The sequence below is a fragment of the Tsukamurella serpentis genome (genome assembly GCF_054780975.1).
This window is the reverse complement of record NZ_BAAGVH010000002.1, coordinates 124,324-143,832: the sequence shown is the minus strand read 5'-3', so window position 1 is coordinate 143,832 and position 19,509 is coordinate 124,324. Positions and strand designations below refer to the sequence as shown.

General features: G+C 68.9%; 18 protein-coding genes and 1 riboswitch. Of the genes, 10 read left to right on the top strand and 8 right to left on the bottom strand.

Features of this window, described 5'->3' with window-relative positions; genetic code table 11:
* Positions 1–1,965 (bottom strand): asparagine synthase (glutamine-hydrolyzing), encoded by a 1,965-nt coding sequence (gene asnB, locus ACYVHG_RS03080; RefSeq protein ID WP_461165973.1) that lies wholly within the window; start codon positions 1,963–1,965, stop codon positions 1–3.
* A gap of 244 nt (positions 1,966–2,209) precedes the next feature.
* Here asnB and ctaC point away from each other — a divergent pair, with 244 nt between their 5' ends.
* From ctaC to ACYVHG_RS03065, 3 genes are all read left to right on the top strand, one after another.
* Positions 2,210–3,304: an aa3-type cytochrome oxidase subunit II gene (ctaC, locus tag ACYVHG_RS03075; RefSeq protein WP_461165972.1), complete on the top strand. Its 1,095-nt coding sequence runs from the start codon at positions 2,210–2,212 to the stop codon at positions 3,302–3,304.
* A 3-nt stretch (positions 3,305–3,307) separates the two neighbouring features.
* On the top strand, positions 3,308–3,739 hold the full coding sequence (locus tag ACYVHG_RS03070) for a cytochrome c oxidase subunit 4 (protein WP_461165971.1): 432 nt from the start codon (positions 3,308–3,310) through the stop codon (positions 3,737–3,739).
* Between the two features lie 119 nt (positions 3,740–3,858).
* Positions 3,859–4,584 (top strand): hypothetical protein, encoded by a 726-nt coding sequence (locus ACYVHG_RS03065; RefSeq protein WP_461165970.1) that lies wholly within the window; start codon positions 3,859–3,861, stop codon positions 4,582–4,584.
* A gap of 75 nt (positions 4,585–4,659) precedes the next feature.
* Here the strand turns inward: ACYVHG_RS03065 and qcrB are convergent, their stop codons facing one another.
* Genes qcrB through ctaE form a run of 4 tightly spaced genes read right to left on the bottom strand, consistent with a single transcriptional unit; the run spans position 4,660 to position 9,037 of the window.
* A complete protein-coding gene (qcrB, locus tag ACYVHG_RS03060; protein ID WP_461165969.1) occupies positions 4,660–6,285 on the bottom strand; it encodes a cytochrome bc1 complex cytochrome b subunit in 1,626 nt (541 codons plus the stop codon).
* Positions 6,285–7,466 (bottom strand): cytochrome bc1 complex Rieske iron-sulfur subunit, encoded by a 1,182-nt coding sequence (gene qcrA, locus ACYVHG_RS03055; RefSeq protein WP_461165968.1) that lies wholly within the window; start codon positions 7,464–7,466, stop codon positions 6,285–6,287. Before qcrA ends, qcrB begins: the two co-directional genes overlap by 1 nt.
* The gene (gene qcrC / locus ACYVHG_RS03050) at positions 7,463–8,383 is read right to left on the bottom strand and encodes a cytochrome bc1 complex diheme cytochrome c subunit (protein ID WP_461165967.1); all 921 of its coding nucleotides are present in this window, start codon (positions 8,381–8,383) and stop codon (positions 7,463–7,465) included. Before qcrC ends, qcrA begins: the two co-directional genes overlap by 4 nt.
* 39 nt (positions 8,384–8,422) lie before the next feature.
* Positions 8,423–9,037, bottom strand: a complete 615-nt coding sequence (ctaE, locus tag ACYVHG_RS03045) for an aa3-type cytochrome oxidase subunit III (RefSeq protein ID WP_461165966.1) — start codon at positions 9,035–9,037, stop codon at positions 8,423–8,425.
* Positions 9,038–9,184: 147 nt separating this feature from the next.
* Here ctaE and ACYVHG_RS03040 point away from each other — a divergent pair, with 147 nt between their 5' ends.
* From ACYVHG_RS03040 to ACYVHG_RS03030, 3 genes are all read left to right on the top strand, one after another.
* Positions 9,185–9,643 (top strand): hypothetical protein, encoded by a 459-nt coding sequence (locus ACYVHG_RS03040; RefSeq protein ID WP_461165965.1) that lies wholly within the window; start codon positions 9,185–9,187, stop codon positions 9,641–9,643.
* 32 nt (positions 9,644–9,675) lie between these two features.
* Positions 9,676–10,722 (top strand): anthranilate phosphoribosyltransferase, encoded by a 1,047-nt coding sequence (gene trpD / locus ACYVHG_RS03035; RefSeq protein WP_461165964.1) that lies wholly within the window; start codon positions 9,676–9,678, stop codon positions 10,720–10,722.
* A 99-nt stretch (positions 10,723–10,821) separates the two neighbouring features.
* On the top strand, positions 10,822–11,673 hold the full coding sequence (locus tag ACYVHG_RS03030) for an HpcH/HpaI aldolase/citrate lyase family protein (RefSeq protein WP_461165963.1): 852 nt from the start codon (positions 10,822–10,824) through the stop codon (positions 11,671–11,673).
* 41 nt (positions 11,674–11,714) lie between these two features.
* Here the strand turns inward: ACYVHG_RS03030 and ACYVHG_RS03025 are convergent, their stop codons facing one another.
* On the bottom strand, positions 11,715–11,990 hold the full coding sequence (locus tag ACYVHG_RS03025; RefSeq protein ID WP_461165962.1) for an Lrp/AsnC family transcriptional regulator: 276 nt from the start codon (positions 11,988–11,990) through the stop codon (positions 11,715–11,717).
* 32 nt (positions 11,991–12,022) lie between these two features.
* The gene (locus ACYVHG_RS03020; RefSeq protein ID WP_461165961.1) at positions 12,023–13,894 is read right to left on the bottom strand and encodes a DEDD exonuclease domain-containing protein; all 1,872 of its coding nucleotides are present in this window, start codon (positions 13,892–13,894) and stop codon (positions 12,023–12,025) included.
* 192 nt (positions 13,895–14,086) lie between these two features.
* Here ACYVHG_RS03020 and ACYVHG_RS03015 point away from each other — a divergent pair, with 192 nt between their 5' ends.
* The 4 genes from ACYVHG_RS03015 (at position 14,087) to ACYVHG_RS03000 (ending at position 17,628) form a co-directional block, all read left to right on the top strand.
* Positions 14,087–14,362 carry a hypothetical protein gene (locus ACYVHG_RS03015; RefSeq protein ID WP_461165960.1) on the top strand — a complete coding sequence of 92 codons (276 nt, stop codon included), beginning with the start codon at positions 14,087–14,089 and terminating at the stop codon, positions 14,360–14,362.
* A gap of 120 nt (positions 14,363–14,482) precedes the next feature.
* Positions 14,483–14,629, top strand: a riboswitch (cyclic di-AMP (ydaO/yuaA leader).
* A gap of 15 nt (positions 14,630–14,644) precedes the next feature.
* Positions 14,645–15,319, top strand: a complete 675-nt coding sequence (locus ACYVHG_RS03010; RefSeq protein WP_461165959.1) for a C40 family peptidase — start codon at positions 14,645–14,647, stop codon at positions 15,317–15,319.
* A gap of 156 nt (positions 15,320–15,475) precedes the next feature.
* Complete coding sequence (locus ACYVHG_RS03005) at positions 15,476–16,453, top strand: NlpC/P60 family protein (RefSeq protein WP_461165958.1); 978 nt, start codon at positions 15,476–15,478, stop codon at positions 16,451–16,453.
* Between the two features lie 44 nt (positions 16,454–16,497).
* Positions 16,498–17,628, top strand: coding sequence for a glycosyltransferase family 4 protein (locus tag ACYVHG_RS03000; protein WP_461165957.1), 1,131 nt, complete (start codon positions 16,498–16,500; stop codon positions 17,626–17,628).
* Between the two features lie 25 nt (positions 17,629–17,653).
* Here ACYVHG_RS03000 and ACYVHG_RS02995 read toward each other — a convergent pair whose 3' ends face one another.
* Positions 17,654–19,456 carry an AMP-dependent synthetase/ligase gene (locus tag ACYVHG_RS02995; RefSeq protein ID WP_461165956.1) on the bottom strand — a complete coding sequence of 601 codons (1,803 nt, stop codon included), beginning with the start codon at positions 19,454–19,456 and terminating at the stop codon, positions 17,654–17,656.
* Positions 19,457–19,509 lie beyond the last annotated feature (53 nt).

The window sequence follows — 19,509 nt, the reverse complement described above, 5'->3', positions numbered from 1 at the left end:
CTACAGCCGCACCGGGTACACCGGCTCCTCGATCACCGGACGGATCCGGTTCTCGACGAAGATCCCGTGCCAGACCATGAACATCAGCACCGTCCAGATCCGTCGGGAATGATCGGTGCCACCCGGCCAGCCCTCCGGTGCCTTGGCCCGGTGCTCGTCGAGCATGGCCAACACAGCGGCCCGGTCGATCCACTCGTCGGTCTGCGACTGCTCGATGATCTCGCGCGCCCACTCGAACAGCTCCGGCCCGGCCAGCCAGTGCCGCAGCGGCACCGGGAAGCCCAACTTCTTCCGGTGCAGCACATGCGGCGGGATGATCTCCTCCAGCGCACGGCGCAGTGCGTACTTCGAGGTGCCACCCGCCAGCTTCAGATCGGCCGGCAACTGCTCGGCGACCCGGAAGACCTCCTTGTCCAGGAACGGCACCCGCAGCTCCAGCGAGTTGGCCATCGTCATCTTGTCGGCCTTGACCAGGATGTCGCCCCGCAACCAGGTGAACTGGTCCAGGTGCTGCATCCGCTCCACCGGACCCCAGCCGCGGGTCTTGGCGTACACATCGGCGGTCACATCGGTGTGCGTCCAGTCCTCCCGGAAGCCGGGGAGCACCGACCGCAACTGGGCGTCGCTGAACGAGCGGGCGTTGCCGTAGTAGCGCTGCTCCAGCGGCAGCGAGCCCCGCTGCAGCAGGCTCTTGCCGCGCCGCCCCTCGGGCAACCGGTCACCGATCCGCCCCGCGGTCCGGCGCGCCCACGCCGGCAGCCGGTCGAAGGGTGCCAGCGAGAGCGGCTCCTTGTAGATGGTGTACCCGCCGAAGAGCTCGTCGGCGCCCTCGCCGGAGAGCACCACCTTCACGTGCTTACGTGCCTCACGGGCCAGGTAGTACAGCGGTACCAGCGAGGGATCGGCCACCGGATCGTCGAGATACCAGACGATGGCCGGGATCGCCTCACGGAACTCCGCGGGGGAGACCACCTTGACCACGTGCCGCGCGCCGATCGCCTCCGCCGACTCCGCGGCCACGTCGATCTCGCTGTAACCCTCCCGCTCGAAACCGGTCGTGAAGGTGATGAGGTCCGGGTTGTGCCCGATCGCCAGCGCTGCGACCGCGGTCGAGTCGATGCCGCCCGAGAGGAACGAGCCGACGGTGACGTCGGCGCGCATGTGCACCTTGACCGAGTCGCGCAGCGCGTCGGCGATGTCGCGGTAGCGGGCCTTCGCCTCCGCCGACTCGAGTCCGCCGGTGACCGGCTTGACCGGGAACCGTGGCTCGAAGTACCGCTCACCCTCGACGGTGCCACCGGGGGTGACGGTGGCGTAGCAGCCGGACTCCAGGCGACGGATGCCCAGGTGCAGGGCTTCCGGTTCGGGCACGTACTGCAGCACCGTGTAGTGCTGCACCGCCCGTGCGTCCAGGCCGGGCTGCAGGCCCGCCTCGTCGGCGAGTGCCAGCACCGACTTCTTCTCGCTGGAGAAGACGGTGCCCCGGGGGCCGGTCGCGATGTACAGCGGCTTGATGCCGAACGGATCGCGCGCCAGGGTCAGCTCGCGCCGCTCGGTGTCCCAGACGGCGAAGGCGAACATGCCACGCAGGCGCTCGAGGATCCCGCTCACGCCCCAGTGGTGCAGGCCCGCGACGATCGGCTCACCGTCGCCCTCGGTGCGGAACTGCACGCCGAACTCCTCCACCAGGCGTTCGCGCAGCTCCAGATAGTTGTAGATCTCGCCGTTGAAGGTCAGCGCGTACCGCTGGGGATTCTCCGGCGGGCCCCAGCGCAGCGGCTGATGGGCGTGCTCGATGTCGATGAACGCCAGCCGGTTGAAGCTCAACGCCAGATCGTCGTCGTGCCAGGAACGACCGAACTCGTCCGGACCGCGGTGCCGCATGCACCGGCCGGCGGCGGTCACCGCATCGACGACATCGCCGGCGCGCTGGTCGGCGGACAGGAATCCCAGGAGGCCACACACGATCAACAAGTATGCCGCAGCGGTGGGGCGGCGCCGCAGTGGCGCAGGTCAGACAGCGGGGAACGAAACAGCGGCGGGCACCGACGCGCCATATCCAGACCCCGCATCGTGGTCGGTGTCCGGTTGGTCTACGCTGCGTAGTACAAGGGGAACGTACAGCCCCGGCTCCGAGTTCCCGAGTGGAATCTCACACGCCGGAACGGGCCCCGAGCACTTACCGTGTTTCAGCAGGAAGGCGCGAACATTGGCACCCGGTAGTAACGCCCCCGGCGGGGCCGCGTCCTGGCGTAAGCGCCTGGTTCTGGCCGCTTCCCTGGTGGTGGGCATGTTCGCTCTGGCGGGCTGCTCCGCCGACGAGGCGATGCGTTTCGGCTGGCCCGAGGGAGTGACCCCCGAGGCCCGCTCGATGACCGAGCTCTGGAGCTGGTCCGTGGTGGCCGCCCTGATCATGGGTGTGCTGGTGTGGGGTCTGACCTTCTGGACCATCACCTTCCACCGCCGCAAGGCCGACTCGCCCGACTTCCCCCGGCAGACCGCGTACAACGTGCCGCTGGAGCTGCTCTACACGGCGGTGCCGTTCCTGATCATCGCGGTGCTGTTCTACTTCACCGTGATCGTGCAGACCAAGGTCGAGAAGCTCGAGGACAACCCGGGCGTCACCATCGACGTGACCGCCTTCCAGTGGAACTGGCGCTTCGCCTACCGCGAGGTCACCATCGACGGCCAGAAGGTCAGCCTGGAGCGGGAGAACCCGTACGGCAAGCAGCCCGATCTCGCCAAGCTCAACGAGGAGGTCGCGAAGGAGAAGGCCGAGTCGGGTGAGGTGCACGTGCAGCCCGAGCGCGGCCCGAACCACGGCCGCTTCCAGGAGATCCGCGACTACCTGAAGTTCAGCACCGTCGAGGTGCAGGGCTCGTCCGCGGAGATCCCGGTGCTGGTGCTGCCCACCGACACCCGCGTCCAGTTCGACCTCGCCTCGGCCGACGTGGTGCACTCGTTCTACGTTCCGCAGTTCGCGTTCAAGCGCGACGTGATGCCGAACCCGGAGCAGAACCACTCGCAGAACAAGTTCCAGATCAGCGAGATCGAGCGCGCCGGTGCCTTCGTCGGCCGTTGCGCCGAGATGTGCGGTGACTACCATTCGATGATGAACTTCGAGATCCGCGCCGTGTCGCCGGACAACTTCAAGAAGTACATCGCGGCCCGCAAGAGCGGCAAGGACAACGCGGCGGCGCTGGAAGCGATCGGCGAGTCGAGCCTGTCCACCAGCACCTTCCCGTTCGACACCCGCCGCACCGGGCGCACCGCGTCGCCGGTCAACGCAGAAGGAGCGAACTGATCCATGAAGGTCGAAGCGAAACTCTTCGAGTTCCTCACCGCGTTCTTCTTCCTCGCCGGCGTCATCTACACCGTCGTCACCTACTTCTGGGGCACGGGTTACGGCTACGGCGCCGTCGAGTGGGTCGGTTCGGTCGCGATGTTCCTCTCGGCCGGCCTGACGCTGATCGTCGGTACGTACTTCCGGTTCGTCTCCAACCGAGTGGACACCCGCCCCGAGGACTACGAGGACGCCGAGGTCTCCGACGGTGCCGGTGAGCTGGGCTTCTTCAGCCCGCACTCGTGGTGGCCGATCCTGCTCTCCGCCGCCGTCGCGGTGGTGGCGATCGCCGTGGCGCTGCAGCTGTACTGGCTGTGGGCGTTCGGCGGCTTCCTGGTGGTCGCGGCCGCCTGGGGCCTGGTCTTCGAGTACCACAAGGGTCCCGAGAAGCACTGACCCGCACAGATCCGTCCAGCGGCGCCCGCCCGGTGAGTTCACCGAGGCGGGCGCCGCTATTCCGGCATCGTTCATCGCTGCGCCGCCGGGGCGTTGCACCGGCCTGATTGCATGACGGCATGACGCAGGCACGAGCCGGGCTGTCCGTTCGCAAACTCAGCGCCGACGAGATGCGGGGCCGGGGCGCACCGGCCGTCGCCGCGAAGGCCAAGTTCGACTTCGCCGCCGCGGAACCACTGGCCTACGGCGGGGGAGAGTACGGGACGGTCGGGCACATCGGCGTGATCGAAGCCCCCCAGCGTGCCTACCTGGCGGTGGACACCGTCGGTAGCCCTCGCACCTCCGACGACTTCCGCGTGGCCGCTGAGGCCCTCTACGCGGCCGCTTACGGGGTGAAGGTGCGCAACAAGGCCCTGGCCCGGCGCGGTACCCCGGGCGCGGACGAGCAGACCCGCAGCGACTTCACCGTGCCGCCGCTCGAACGCCTGCGCGGCGACCTGACCGCACACACCACCGCCGACGCCCGCTGGACCCTGTTGTTACGGCGACCGGACTGGATCGACGAGGCGGAGGTCGGCGACGTCCTCGAACAGCTCGAGGTGTCCAAGGGCCTGAAGAACCTCTCCCGGGTGCACTGCCTGGACCTGCGGGCATCGTCGTACCTGCAGACCCGGGTGGACGGGCGCTGGTCGGCGGCGGTCACGCCGACGGCGAAGGCCTTCGCCGTGCAACTGCGCGAGCGCGGACTGCGCTGTGTCGACGGCGGATGGCACGAGGTGTGCCTCGGCGAGCCCGGCGCACCGGTGGGGCAGAGCAGCTACCTGATGCGCCTGCGCCTGGCCTGAACGGCCTTCCCGCCACAGAGACGACTGCGGCCCCTCCCCGGGTAGGGGAGGGGCCGCAGCGCGTCGTGCGAGGATCTAGTCGACGTCGATCTTGCCGCCGTGATCCTGGACCTTCTTGATCGCCTCGAGGGCCTTGAGCTCGTTCGCGTGATCGCGCTCGGCGTTCGCGCGCTGCTCGTCGGCCGGATCGGCCCGCAGGAACGAACCGGTACCGGGCTGGCCGGCGGCACCGAGCTGGTTCGCCTTGGTCGGGACGACAGCACCCTCGTAGGGCAGCGGCACGGGGTGACCGTGCTCGTCGACCGGGCCCAGCGGCTGGTGCAGCTCGATGAACTCACCGTTGGGGCGGCGGACGATGATGCCCGTCTCGATGCCGTGCTCGAGCACCGCCCGGTCGGCGCGCTGCAGACCGATGCAGAAGCGGTACGTGACCCAGTACGCCACCGGAGGCAGGATGACCAGGCCCATACGGCCGATCCAGGTCATCGCGTTGAGCGAGATGTGGAACTTCAGCGCGATGATGTCGTTCACGCAGGAGAGCGTGAGGATGATGTAGAACGACAGGGCCATGGCGCCGATCGCGGTCCGCACCGGCACGTCCCGCGGACGCTGCAGGATGTTGTGGTGCGCATCGTCGCCGGTGAGCTTCTTCTCGATCCACGGGTACGCGAACATCAGGCCGAAGATCACACCGACGATGATCGCCACGAACGCCGCACCCGGAACCGTGTGGCCCCAGAAGTACAGCTCCCAGGCCGGCCACAGACGAGCCAGGCCGTCGGTCCACATCAGGTAGATGTCGGGCTGCACGCCCGCGGAGACCTTCGCCGCGTCGTACGGGCCGAGGTTCCAGATCGGGTTGATCGTGAAGATGCCCGCCATCACCGCGAGGATGCCGAAGGTGGCGGCGAAGTAGGCGCCGGTCTTGACCGCGAAGACGGGGAGGATGCGCACACCCACCACGTTCTCCTCGGTGCGGCCCGGGCCGGCGAACTGGGTGTGCTTCTGGTACCAGACCAGGGCCAGGTGGCCGGCGATCAGCGCCAGGATGATGCCGGGGAACAGGAGCACGTGCGCCACGTACAGGCGGCTGATGAAGATGTCGCCCGGGAAGTCACCGCCGAAGATCAGCCAGTGCATCCAGGTACCGATGATCGGCAGGCCGATCACGATGCCCGACATGGCGGCGCGAACGCCGGTGCCCGAGAGCAGGTCGTCCGGGATCGAGTAGCCGAAGAAGCCCTCGAACATCGCCAGCGCCAGCAGCGCGCAGCCGATCAGCCAGTTGGCCTCACGGGGGCGGCGGAAAGCGCCGGTGAAGAACACACGGGCCATGTGGATGATGATCGACGCGGCGAACATCAGCGCGGCCCAGTGGTGGATCTGCCGGACGAACAGGCCACCGCGCACCTCGAACGAGATGTCCAGGGTGGTGGCGTAGGCGCGGGACATGGTCACACCGTTGAGGGGCTCGTAGGCACCCTCGTAATGGATCTCGGCCAGCGACGGATCGAAGAACAGGGTGAGGTACACGCCCGACAGCAGCAGGATCACGAAGCTGTACAGCGCGATCTCGCCCAGCATGAACGACCAGTGCGTGGGGAAGACCTTGTTGATCTGACGCCGGATGCCCGACGCGAGGTGGTAGCGCGAATCGACCTCGTTGGCCTGATGCGCGACGCGCTCTCCGAGTGTGGTCATCAGTGCGTCGCCTCCCAGAAGGCCGGTCCGACCTGTTCGATGAAGTCGCCGTTGGCGACCATGTAGCCCTGCTCGTTCACCGACAGCGGCAGCTGCGCCAGAGCACGCGCGGCCGGACCGAAGACCGGCTTGCCGTACTCGAGGGCGTTGAACTGCGACTGGTGGCACGGGCACAGGATCCGGTTGGTCTGCTGCTCGTACAGCGAGGTCGGGCAACCGAAGTGGCTGCAGACCTTGGTGTAGGCCCAGTAGTCGCCGTAGTTGAAGCTCTCCTGCCCCTGACGCTTGATCGCACGTGCACCGTCCTCCGGGCGCAGACGGATCAGCATGACGGGGTTACGGATGCCCTTGAGGCCGTGCAGCAGCTTCTTGCGGGACTCCTCGGTCTCACCGAAGCCGTCCGAGGCGCGCCACGGGAAGACCGTCATCATGCCACCGGCGTCGAGATCCTCGGCCTTGACCAGCTTCACCTTGTACGGATCACCGACATCGTTGCGCAGGAACACCGGCTCGTGATTGAGCTCGTCGCTGAAATCGTTCTTCAGCGAATCCCAGTAGGGGGACCAACCGGTGTGCCACAGGGGAGATGCCTCACGCTTGGCCCACGGGTTCTTGATCAGTCCGCCCAGGAAGCCGGCCGCGGCACCGAGGCCGAGAACGCCGACACCGAAGCCCGCCGACGCCAGCAGCATCTTGCGACGCGGCAGGGTCGAGGTCTCCAGCGCGTCCTTGAACAGCGCCGCAGTGGTGACCTTGTCGATCTTGGCCGAGCCGCCGGCGTCGTGCCGCTGCTGGACCGCGATCTCCTCCGGGATGAACTTCTTGGTGAACTGCACAGTGCCGGCGAAGACGCACAGCAGCGACAGACCGAAGGTGATGCCGAGCATCGGGGTGTACAGGGTGTACCACCAGTACTTGGCATCGTCGATGCCCTGGTACTTCCACGGCCAGAACAGGAACACACCCAGCAGGCCCAGGGCGAACAGTCCGGCGAAGACGAACCACAGTGCCACCGTGCGCTCGGCGCGCTTCTCGGCACGGGTTCCGGGGACGGGCCAGCGCGGCTCGCGGTAGACCAACTCGACACCGTCGAGGTTGGTACCGAGCTTCACCAGCTCGTCGTGGGACAGGTTGTCCAGTTCGTCGTCCGAGGGGACGTTCTTCAACGGCTTCGCGGTCAATTCCTGCTCCCAACCCACATCGCGGCACCGACGACGGCGATCATGCCGGTGAACCACATGACCATTCCCTCGGAGGCGGTACCGAAACCGCCGAGCGCAGAGCCGCCGGGGGACTGTGTCTCACCGGCCATCTTGATGAAGCCGATGATGTTCTTCTTCTCCTCGGGCGAGAGTGCGCGGTCCGAGAACTTGGGCATGTTCTGCGGGCCGGTCAGCATCGCCGCGTAGATCTCCTGCTCGTTCGCCGGGTCCAGGACCGGTGCGAACTTGCCGCCGGACAGCGCGCCGCCACGGCCGGTGAAGTTGTGGCACGAGGCGCAGTTGAGCCGGAACAGCTCGGCGCCGGCGCCCAGGTTGGTGCCGCGCAGCGACTTCTGGGCGATGACCCGGTTGCCGTTCTCATCGCGCTTGATCGAACCGTCCGGGTTGTACTCCCAGACGATCGACGGTCCGCCGCCGATGGACTGGATGTACGCGCCCATGGCGTCGATCTGCTTGGCATCGAACTTGGCGGGCTTGCGCACGATCTGCGCCGAGTTCACGGTCGCCGGCATACGGCCGGAGTGCACCTGGAAGTACACGGCGGCGTCGCCCACGCCCACCAGGCTCGGGCCGCGGTCCTTGACGCCCTCGAGTGCCGCACCGTGGCAGCTGATGCACGAGGTCTCGTACAGGCGCTTACCTTCGGTGACCTGCGTCGAGTCGTAGTTGTCCGCGACAGCGACCTGCGGGGTCGGGCTGGCGACGGTGGCCACGCCACCGGCGGCCAGCAGACCACCGAGCAGCAGGGCCGCGCTGACCATCTTGCGACGCAGCTTGTGCCGCTTCCTGGCCTTCTGCGCCGCGGCGACCGAAGCCGGCCCGGCACCGTCGGACTCGCCTCCCCCGCCCGCGGGGTCGAACTTGGCTGAACTCATCTGCTATCCCTCTGTGATGGCGACTGAGAAAGAAAGTCTTTAGCGAATGATGTAAATGACGGCGAACAGGCCGATCCAGACCACGTCGACGAAATGCCAGTAGTAGCTGACGACGATCGCCGAGGTGGCCTGAGCGGGCGTGAACTTCGAGGCCCGGCTGCGGGCCAAGATGAAGATGAAGGCGACCAGACCGCCCAGCACGTGCAGGCCGTGGAAGCCGGTTGCCATGTAGAACACCGAGCCGTAGACCGAGGAGCTGAGGGTCAGGCCCTCGCTGATCAGCGTCGCGTACTCGGAGATCTGGCCGGCGATGAACGCGGCGCCCATCACGAAGGTGATGAAGTACCAGACACGGAACTTGAAGACGTCGCCCTTCTCAGCGGCGAAGACGCCGAGCTGGCAGGTCACCGACGAGGCGATCAGCACGATGGTCGGCGGCAGGGCCGCGGCCAGGCTGATGTTGGTGTCGGCGGGGGGCCAGCCGTTCTCCCCAGCACCGGCTCGTGCCACGAAGTACATGGCGAAGAGCCCGGCGAAGAACATGAGCTCGCTCGACAGCCAGACGATGGTCCCGACGCTGACCATGTTGGGCCGGTTGAGTGAGTGCACGCGCTGAGTGATGGCTGTAGCTGAGGTGGGTGCGGCGCTAGTCACCTCGCAAGTATGACCGGTCGTAGTATCGGATGACTACCCGGGTCGCAGATTGGGCGCGTCGAGTTCCACGGGCAGGCGAATTGCCTCCCGTGCGCTCTGGAAAAACGCCACCTCAGCGCCCCGATCGCACTCGCAGACGGGGGAACCGTGCGCTACGACCTCAACGGCCGGCCCGAGCAGCGGACCCGTCTGGGCCGGCTGAAGGACCGGTTGTCGAAGCGCACCGTCGAAGGTCTAACGCCCGGGCACCCCGATTTGGTTCCCGTGGCCCGGTCGGACGACGACACCGCCGCTTCGTCGGCCGTCCTCGACTCCTCGCCCGGCTTCGATCCGGCCGCTCAGAGTGTGCTGCGGCATGTGCTGGAGCTGCCGCCCGACCGCATCGACGAGGTGCTGCGTCTCGTCGCCCAGGACAATTACGAGCGCGTCGTCGCGGATGAGGCGCCGGCCGAGAACCGGTCGCCCGGTGCTGCGACCGTCGCCGTGGCCCGGGTGCAGGCGGTCGATGCGTTGCACGTCTCGCAGGAGCGCTCCCGGATGGCCGGGGTGACCGCCCGGCACGGTGGGCGGGCCCTGTCGTGGCAGGTGCTGCAGATTCCCGGATGAACCACCGAACCACCCCCCACTACGCTGTGCTCATGGATTGGCCGACGGTTCTCACCGAACTCACCTCATCGCGCGACCTGAGTGCGGAGCAGGCGCAGTGGGCGATGTCCGAGATCATGAGCGACGGCGCCACCTCGGCGCAGATCTCGGCGTTCGGTGTGGCCATGAAGATGAAGGGCCCGTCGCCGATCGAGGTGCGGGCGCTGGCCGACGTGATGCTCGCGCTCACCACCGCGGTCCCCTTCGACGACCGCGCCGTCGACATCGTCGGTACCGGTGGAGACCGCTCGCACTCGGTGAACATCTCCACCATGAGCTCGATCGTGGTGGCTGCGTCCGGGGTGCCCGTGCTCAAGCACGGCAACCGGGCGGCGTCGTCGAAATCCGGCGGCGCCGACTGCCTGGAGGCTCTCGGGGTGGCGATCGGACTCGATGCCACCGGTGTCGCCCGCACCACGTCCGAACTGGGGATCGGCTTCTGTCTGGCGTCGGTGTTCCACTCCGGCCTGCGATTCGCCGGCGCCACCCGCAAGGAGATCGGTGTCCCGACGGTCTTCAACGTGCTCGGTCCGCTCACCAACCCGGGGCGGCCCAGCGCGGGCCTGATCGGCTGCGCCTTCGCCGACCTGGCGCCGGTGGTGGCGCAGGCCTTCGCCGATCGCGGCGGCCGGGACCACGTGATCGTGGTGCGCGGCGACGACGGCCTGGATGAGCTGACCACCACGTCCACCTCGACGGTGTGGCGGGTGCAGGGCGACGGTGTCGGTGTGGAATCGGTGGATCCGCGCGAACTCGGCCTTCCGCGAGTGACGATGGCGGACCTGCGAGGCGGTGACGCCTCGGTCAACGCTGCGATCGCGCGTGCCTTCCTCGCCGGGGAGACCGGACCGGTGCGTGATGCCGTGCTGCTCAACTCCGCGGGGGCGGTCGCCGCCTACGAGGGGCTCGAGCCCGGGCGGTCGGTGCAGGAGGCGCTGGCCGCGTACCTGCCACGGGTCGCCGAGGCCGTCGATTCCGGTGCCGCCGCGACGCTGCTGGACCGGTGGGTGGCATTGTCCCAGGAGATCGCCGGCGCCTGACGGTGTCGCGTCCCCATCCGGGCCGGGCGCGGGCCACCGAGTTTCAGCGATCATTCCGTTTGGTGGAATTTTGACGGCGTGAGGCCTACGCTTGTGCGCGTGAGTAAGCGCACCGTCTCTCCTCAGATCGCCCGTTCCTGGCTCCTCGTCCCGGCCTCGCAGCCCGAGCTGTTCGCCATCGCTCAGGAGAGCGAGGCGGACGCGATCATCATCGACGTCGAGGACGCGGTCGCGGCCAAGGACAAGCGGCAGGCGCGCCTGGACACCGTCGAATGGCTCTCCACCGGGCACCGCGCCTGGGTCCGGATCAACGACGCATCCAGTGACTTCTGGAGCGAGGACTGCGCGGCGCTGAAGACCTGCGCGGGACTCGAGGGCGTGATGCTGGCCAAGTCCGAATCGGCGAGCCACGTCGACGACACCGCCGACCGCCTGCCCGACGGTACCCGGATCCTCGCGCTGGTCGAGACCGCCCGCGGTATGCAGAACGTCGCACAGATCGCATCGGCACCGTCGACCTTCCGGATCGCCTTCGGCACCGGCGACTTCAAACGTGACACCGCCGCCGGCGACGATCCGATCGCCCTGGTCTACGCGCGCTCGCAGCTGGTGATCGCCTCCCGGGCGGCGCGGCTACCGGCACCGATCGACGGCCCGACGCTCAACATCGCGCACCTGCCCACCGGGACCGCCCACGCCAAGGAGATGGGGATGTCCGGCAAGCTCTGCCTCACGCACGAGCACGCCGGGATCATCAACGCGGGGCTGAGCCCCACCGATGCCGATGTCTCCTGGGCCCACGGCTTCATCGAGGCCTTCGAGAAGTCCGGCGGCAAGATCACCGACGGTTCGGACCTTCCTCGCCTGGCCCGGGCGCAGAAGATCGTGCAGCAGGCCGACGACTTCGGTATCGAGGTCGAGGCCGCCGAGGTCAGCCACAGCGGCTACTGACCGGCGCGCGTCGCGCCGGCCGGCCCGCCCGAACCGCGCCCTCAGTTCCCGATGTCGAAGCCCGCGTCGACATCCGCGGAGGCGTACTCGCGGAAGGCGATGTGCGTCGACGTGGTGACCACACCGTCGATCCGGTTGATCTTCTCGGTGACCACCTCGGCGATCTCGTCGTGCTCACGCACCCGCACCTTGGCGATCAGGTCGATGTCCCCGGCGCACGAGTAGACCTCGCTCACGCCCTCGACGTTCGCCACGGCCTGGGCGGTCTCGGGGATGCGGTGTACGTCGGCGTTGATGAGGACGATCGCGGTGATCACTGCGGGGCCTTCCGGTCGATCTGGCGCTGGGCTCACGCGGCGTGCGTGGCCTCCCCACTGTATTGCCTTCCGGAGGCGCGCGGATGCGCCGTCGCAGAGCGGGCGTCACGGCCGGCCTCGGCGGCGCGCGCGGCCCACGCCGTCCACGCACCGGCGCCCCTGCGGGGCTCCGCCCAGATTCCGCGGACGTCGACGATGCGGGTGCCCGGCCGCAGTGCCCACCGGCGCAGGAGTAGCGCCTCCTCGGGGCTGGCACCGTGCAGTGCATCGGTGGGGAACAGGGTGTCCGGCACGTGCGGCGCGGCGCCGGGTCCTGGGGCGAACGCACCGCCCGGACCGGATGCGGACATGTCGCCGGACTCCGGCTGGTAGACCGATTCGGCGCCGGCCCGCAGCCGATCGAAGACCGGCATCGGATGCACCCCGCGTGGCGCGAGACCGGCCGCGGCGAGCCGGCCGTGCCGCACGATCGAGAGCTCCCAGCCACCGTGGCCGTCGGGGTGCGCGATCGACAGCTCCGGGACGTCGGCGAAGGCCACCAGTGCGTGCGAGCGGGAGACCACATCGACCAGACGCGCGGTGCGGTCACGGAGGCGGGCCGCGGATTCGAAGAACTCCCGTTCCGCCAGCGCGGCGAGGCGACGCTCCAGAGCGGTGAAGACCTCCGGGGAACGGCCCGTGAGCGCGTCCTCGGCCCGGAGCGCCCGAACCCGGTACTCGGCCGCGGTCTCGGGGGCAGCGGTACAGGCGTGGCAGCCGCCGGGGGCACGGGCGCCATCCGGGCCGGGCGGACAGGTGTGCACGGCACCGGGCCGCAACCGGGTGGTGCAGGTGCGCAACGAGCAGGTCTCGGCGAGCAACTCGGCCAGCTCCGCCGCCTCGGCGCGGGATCCGACCGGGCCGAGGCACGGTGATCCCGGCGGGGCGGACCGCTTGACCGCCAGCCGGGGGAAGGCCTCGGCGGTCAGGCAGATCCACCAACCGCGCCGCGGGTACTTCGAACGGCGGTTGTACGGGGGAGTGTGAGCGGCGATCAGCCGCAACTCCCGCGCCGCCGCCTCGAGCGCGTGCGCGCACTCGACGTGGTCGACGCGCTCGGCCAGGCCCACCATCTCCTTGATCCGCCCGCGGGTCTCGCCGGAGGTGAAGTAGTTGCGCACCCGGCGCCTGAGGTTGACCGAGGTGCCCACGTACAGCACCTCATCGCCCGGGCCCCGGAACAGGTACACCCCCGGCCGCTCGGGGAGCGGATCGGCCAGCGAACGTTTCGCCCGCTGTTGCGGCGTGACCGAAGGCAGATGCCCCCGGAGCTCACCGAGGGTTCTGATCCCGAGATTGCCGACCCGTCCGATCAATCCGTGCAGCACCTCGACGGTGGCGCGGGCGTCGTCGAGCGCGCGGTGGTTCGGAGTGGTCTCGGTGCGGAACAGCCGCGCGAGCTCACTGAGCTTGACCGACGGCGCCTCGTCCCGGGTGAGCACTCGGCGGGCCAGCTGCACCGTGCACAGGGTCTGCGGTTTCGGCCACGGCGTACCGGTGCCGGCCGCGGCCGCCTTGAGGAAACCCACGTCGAATCGGGCGTTGTGCGCCACCAGCACCGCACCGTGTGCGAACTCCAGGAACGCCGGCAGGACGGAATCGATTCTCGGCGCGCCGGTGACCATCGCGGTGGTGATACCGGTGAGGTGGGTGATGTGCGGCGAGATGCCGCACCCCGGATCGACCAGAGTGGCGAACTCACCGAGAACCTCGCCACCACGGACCTTCACGGCCCCGATCTCGGTGATCGCGTCACCGGCCTTCGCGGAGCCGCCCGTGGTCTCCAGGTCGACCACCACGAAAGTGACGTCCCGCAGGTCAGGATCCCCTTCAGTGGCGGCGGTGTGATCCAGGGTCAACTGCATGCGGCGAGCCTAGGCCGGGGCTCTGACAGATCCGCGCTGTCGGCGAACGCATGTACGAACTTGTCGGAGGGGGCGCCTAGCGTCGGCGACGAACCGTGATCGGAAACCAGATCTGAGAGGGAGGCGGTCATGCCGCTGCACGTCGATTGCTCCACCTGCCCCGGCCGGCCCCGCGCCTGTGACGGATGCGCAGTGGGATTTCTGCTCGGCCCGGTGGTGGTGGCCGCCGGACCGGTGCCCGCCTCCATGGACTCCCTGGACTCCCTGGCCTCGCTGGCCCCGCCGGCGGATCCCGCTGAACCCGATGCACCTGAACTCGATGCAGCTGAACCCGCCGCGCACAACGCCGTCGAGGAGGGTGGGCGGCGGTCGGGTCTCGGTCTCGATGAGGCCGTCGCGGCCTTTGCGAGCGCGGGAATGCTGCCCCGACTCAGGGTGCTGGGAGACCGCTACGAACAGGCCGGATGAGACGTGGTGACGCTCACGTGGAGTGTGATCTCGGCGCGTCCGGCTAGACAGGCGCGTTTCCATTTCGTAATCTTTCCGAGACCTTGTCGGAGATGCCCAGGACGAAAGCCGTCCCGTCTCCCGAGGTCACCGCCTAAGGAGCCGCAGGCTCCACCGGGGACCCACTCGCGTTACCGGGGTGAATCGCTGGAGGTCACAGCCTCCGCGTAGGGCATCTTCCTCGCCCGAACCCGTCAGCTAACTCGGTCGGCGGTCGGGAAGAGACTTTAGGAGAAGTTCCTCGTGGCGAAACACCGTCTTCAGCCGCAGCCCAGCCGGGGTGCCACCGCTGCTCGCGGAGCCCTCGCAGCCGGCGCAGTGACCATCGGTACCCTCGCGGCCCCGGCAGCGACCGCACTCGCCGCCCCCGCTCCCGCGCCGGCGCCCGCGCCGTTCGCGCCCAACGCCAACCCCGCACCGATCGCTCCGAACGGTGCGCCCGCGGTGGCCCCGAACGCCAAGCCCGGCGCCAAGCCGGTCACCACCCGCAACACCGCCGCGCGGCCCGATGTGTTCACCGCCGCAGTGCCCGGTCCGAAGCCGGGTGCGGCCACCGTCGCCGGTGCGCAGCCCGGTGGCGCGAAGGCCAAGGCCGTGCAGGCCGCGCTCTCGCGTACCGGCCTGCCGTACTCGTACGGCGCCGCCGGCCCCAACGCCTTCGACTGCTCCGGCCTGATCTACTGGTCGATGAAGCAGGCGGGCATCTCCGTCCCGCGTGACAGCTACGGGCAGCTCGGTGGCGGCCGTTCGGTGCCGATCAGCGATCTGCAGCCGGGCGACATCGTGATCTACAACGGTGGCAGCCACGCCGCGCTGTACATCGGCGGCGGCAAGGTCGTCCACTCGCTGAACTACGGCATCCCGGTCAAGGTGAGCCCGCTCAAGGAGATGTCCGTCTACTCGGCTCGTCGCTACTGACGTACCCTGGTCGGGTTGCAACAGCAAGCCCGACGGTAGAGCGGTCGCCCGAGCCGCACGACGTCAGCTTTGGAAGGACCGTCTCGACCCGTGCCATCGATCCACCGACCCCGCACCCTCGTGCAGCGCGGTTTCGCTGCCTCCACCGTTCTCGTCATGGCCGCGGGCCTGACCGTCACGGGGAGCGCGTCAGCCGATCCGGACACCGCGGATGCGGCCCTCAAGCAGTACGAGGCATTGTCGGAGAAGGCTTCCGGGACGAACGAGGCGGCCAAGGCGGCGCAGGAGGAGGCCGACAAGGCCACCGCGGCCAAGCGTGCGGCCGATGCCACCCTGAAGGCGGCCAAGGGTGAGGTCAGCGCGGTGCAGGCCCGTCAGGCCGCGATGCAGCCGCAGATCGACGCCGTGGTGCGCGCGAACTACAAGGGGTCGCGCACCAACCGCACCTACGCGTTGCTGGTCAGTGATTCGCCGCAGCAGATGCTCGACCAGATGTCCACGCTGGACTTCATCAACCGCGACGTCGTGGCCACCGTCGATGCCTTCAAGAAGTCGCGCAGCGCTGCCGCCGCGGCGGCCAAGCGTGCCGACGACGCGGCCGCCAGCGCCGGTACCGCGAAGGACGACGCGGACCGCAAGGCCGCCGATATGCGCGAGAAGAAGTCGCGGCTGGCCCAGGAGATCGTGCGGATCAAGGCGATCTACGATCGGCTCTCCGGTTCGCAGCGCGCATCGCTGATCGGCCCGCCGACCCCGTTCGATCCCAGCAAGGTGCCGGCCGGCGGCACCCCCGAGCTCGGCGCGGTCCGTGCGGCGCTGACCCGTGTGGGCATGCCCTACGCCTGGGGCGGCACCGGCCCCGGCCAGTTCGACTGCTCGGGCCTGATGGTGTGGGCCTACCAGCAGTCCGGCAAATCGCTGCCGCGCACCTCACAGGCACAGCTCAACGGCGGAAAGTCGGTCTCCCGCGACCAGCTGCAGCCCGGAGACATCATCGTCTACTACCCCGGGGCGACCCACGTGGGCATGTACATCGGCGACGGCAAGGTGGTGCACGCCTCCACCTTCGGCGTCCCGGTCCAGGTGGTGCCGATCGACAAGGCCGGACCGTTCAACTCGGCCGTCCGGTTCTAGTGGGGCCCTCCGGGCACGGCCGCACCGGCCACTACGGTTGACCCATGCCGCGCACGCTGCTGGTCACCAATGACTTCCCACCCCGCCCCGGCGGAATCCAGACCTACCTCCAGGCCTTCGTACGCCAACTCCCCGCGGACGAGCTCGTCGTCTACGCCTCCCGGTGGCGCGGTAGCGAGGAGTACGACGCCGCACAGCCCTTCGAGGTGGTCCGGCACCCCACGACTCTGCTGTTGCCCACCCCGGATGCACTGACCCGCGCGCGCGAACTGGTCCGCGACCGTGACATCGAGACCGTGTGGTTCGGTGCCGCAGCTCCACTGGCACTGCTCGGCGAGCCGCTTCTGCGAGCCGGGGCGCTGCGCACCGTCGCCTCGACCCACGGCCACGAGGTCGGCTGGTCGATGCTCCCGCCGTCGCGGGCCTGCCTGCGCCGGATCGGCGACACCACCGACGTCACGACCTTCGTCAGCAAGTACACCCGCGGCCGGTTCGCCGCCGCTTTCGGCCCCCGCGCGGCGCTCGAACACCTGCCTCCCGGCGTGGACACCGACGTCTTCAAGCCCGACGCCGCCGCCCGCACCGAACTCCGCCGGCGCTACGGACTCGGTGACGACGAGCCGGTGGTGCTGTGCCTGTCCCGCCTGGTACCCCGCAAGGGCCAGGACATGCTGGTGCGCGCCCTACCCAGGATCCGGTCGACGGTGCCCGGCACCCGACTGGTCATCGTCGGCGGCGGACCGTACGCCGACGATCTGCACCGGCTGGTACGCCGGGTCGGGGTCGAGGACCACGTGGTGTTCACCGGCGGGGTCGGAGCCGACGAGCTCGCCGCACACCACAACCTCGGCGATGTCTTCGCCATGCCCTGCCGCACCCGCGGCGCCGGTCTCGACGTCGAGGGGCTGGGGATCGTCTTCCTGGAGGCATCCGCGAGCGGTAAACCGGTGGTGGCCGGTGACTCCGGCGGCGCCCCCGAGACCGTGTGGGAGGGCGAGTCCGGCCACGTGGTGCCCGGACGGGACGTGTCGGCCATCGCGGATGCGATCTCCGGTCTGCTCGCCGACCCGGACCGGGCCGCGGCGATGGGAGCGCGTGGTCGCGAGTTGGTCGGTGAGCACTTCGACTGGCGCCGGCTCGGGCACCGCCTGCAGACGCTGCTCAACCCGTTCTGAACGGTACCTGCCGGGTCGCCGGTCGTCAGTGCGCGTAGATCTCGGCGATGTCCTCGGCGTACTTCTGCGAGACCACGTTCCGCTTCACCTTCAAGGTGGGCGTCATCTCGCCGGTCTCCTCGGAGAAGTCCTCGGGCAGGATCCGGACCTTCTTGATCGCCTCGGCCTTGGAGACGGTGTCGTTCGCCGCGGCCACCGCCTTGTCGATCTCGGCGACCAGAGCGGGATCGTCCCGCAACTCGGCGACCGTCGCGGACTCGGGCTTGCCGTTGGCCGCCTTCCACTTCGGGAAGGCCTCCGGGTCGATGGTCACCAGCGCCGCGATGAACGGTTGCGCGTCGCCGACCACCATGGCCTGCGAGATCAACGGATTGCTGCGCAGCGCGTCCTCCAGCCCGGCGGGCGAGACGTTCTTGCCGCCCGCGGTGACGATCAGCTCCTTCTTCCGGCCGGTGATCGTCAGGAAGCCGTCCTCGTCGATCGAACCGAGATCACCGGTGTGGAACCAGCCGTCCTCCAGGGCCGCCGCGGTGGCCTCCTCGTTGCGCCAGTAGCCGCGGAAGACCACCGAACCCTTGAGCAGGATCTCGCCGTCCTCGGCGATCTTCGCGGCCTGACCGCCCAGCGGCCGTCCGACGCTGCCGATCTTCTGCGCCCCCTCGGTGTTGACGGTGATCGCCGCGGTCGACTCGGTGAGGCCGTAGCCCTCCATCACCGTGATCCCCACGCCGCGGAAGAAGTGGCCGAGCCGGGCTCCGAGCGGTGCTCCGCCGGAGATCGCGACCTTGCAGTTGCCGCCGAGCGCCGCCCGGAGCTTGCCGTAGACCAGCTTGTCGAACAGCGCGTGCTTGGCGCGCAGCACCAGACCCGGGCCGCCCGCGTCGAGAGCCTCGCTGTATTCGATCGCGGTCTGCGCCGCGGCGTCGAAGATCTTGCCCTTGCCCGCGTCGACGGCGTTCTGCTGCGCCGAGGCGAAGACCTTCTCGAAGACCCGCGGTACCGACAGGATGATCGTCGGCCGGAAGACCGAGAACTGCGGCACCAGGTTCTGGGTGTCGTTGAAGTGGCCGACCAGGGTGCCGCCCTTGAAGCAGGCCAGATTCACCGCGCGGGCCAGCACGTGCGCGAGCGGCAGGAACATCACCGTCGACCCGCCGCGGATCGCCTCCCCGAAGGGGGAGTGGAGGATCGACTCGGCCTCACTCATCAGATTCGAGTGGGTCAACTCGCAGCCCTTGGGCCGGCCGGTGGTCCCGGAGGTGTAGATCAGCGTGGCCAGGTCCTGTGCGGAGACCTCAGCGCGGGCGGCGTGCACCTGATCCTCGGTGACCGTCTCGCCCTCGGCGGTGAGTACCGCGACGGCCCCCTGCTCACCGTCGGCGGGGTCGATCCGCAGTACTCGGGTGACCGCGTGCAGGTCGGTGAGTTCGGCCACCTCAGCGGCCTGCTTGGAACCCTCGATCACCAACAGCACCGCCTCGGAGTCCTGCAGGATCCAGTCGATCTGGCCGGACGAACTGGTCTCGTAGACCGGTACCGTCACCGCGCCCACCGCCCAGATCGCGAAATCGATCAGCGGCCACTCGTACCGGGTCGAGCAGATCAGGGCCACTCGGTCACCCGGACGCACACCCTGCGCGATCAGGCCCTTGGCGACCCCGAGCACCTCCTCCGCGTACCGGCCGGAGGTCACCGGCTCCCAGCCGCCGTCGACCAGTCGTTTGATCCGCACGCTGTCCGGTGCGGTGCGGGCGACGTCGAAGACCACATCGACCGCGGAGGCCTCGGGATCGACGGTGTAGTTGGCGGGAACACTGATCTCGCGCACGAATCCTCCGGGTCGTTATCGGTGGTATGTGGGGAACCTTACACCGGTGAAGA

Excerpts from the sequence above, each read along its gene's own strand:
- ACYVHG_RS03070 (WP_461165971.1), top strand. The coding sequence starts at position 3,308 with ATGAAGGTCGAAGCGAAACTCTTCGAGTTCCTCACCGCGTTCTTCTTC.
- ACYVHG_RS03020 (WP_461165961.1), bottom strand. The coding sequence starts at position 13,894 with ATGCAGTTGACCCTGGATCACACCGCCGCCACTGAAGGGGATCCTGAC.
- ACYVHG_RS03005 (WP_461165958.1), top strand. The coding sequence starts at position 15,476 with ATGGCCGCGGGCCTGACCGTCACGGGGAGCGCGTCAGCCGATCCGGAC.
- ACYVHG_RS03000 (WP_461165957.1), top strand. The coding sequence starts at position 16,498 with ATGCCGCGCACGCTGCTGGTCACCAATGACTTCCCACCCCGCCCCGGC.
- qcrB (WP_461165969.1), bottom strand. The coding sequence starts at position 6,285 with ATGACCACACTCGGAGAGCGCGTCGCGCATCAGGCCAACGAGGTCGAT.
- qcrC (WP_461165967.1), bottom strand. The coding sequence starts at position 8,383 with ATGAGTTCAGCCAAGTTCGACCCCGCGGGCGGGGGAGGCGAGTCCGAC.
- trpD (WP_461165964.1), top strand. The coding sequence starts at position 9,676 with ATGGATTGGCCGACGGTTCTCACCGAACTCACCTCATCGCGCGACCTG.
- ACYVHG_RS03065 (WP_461165970.1), top strand. The coding sequence starts at position 3,859 with ATGACGCAGGCACGAGCCGGGCTGTCCGTTCGCAAACTCAGCGCCGAC.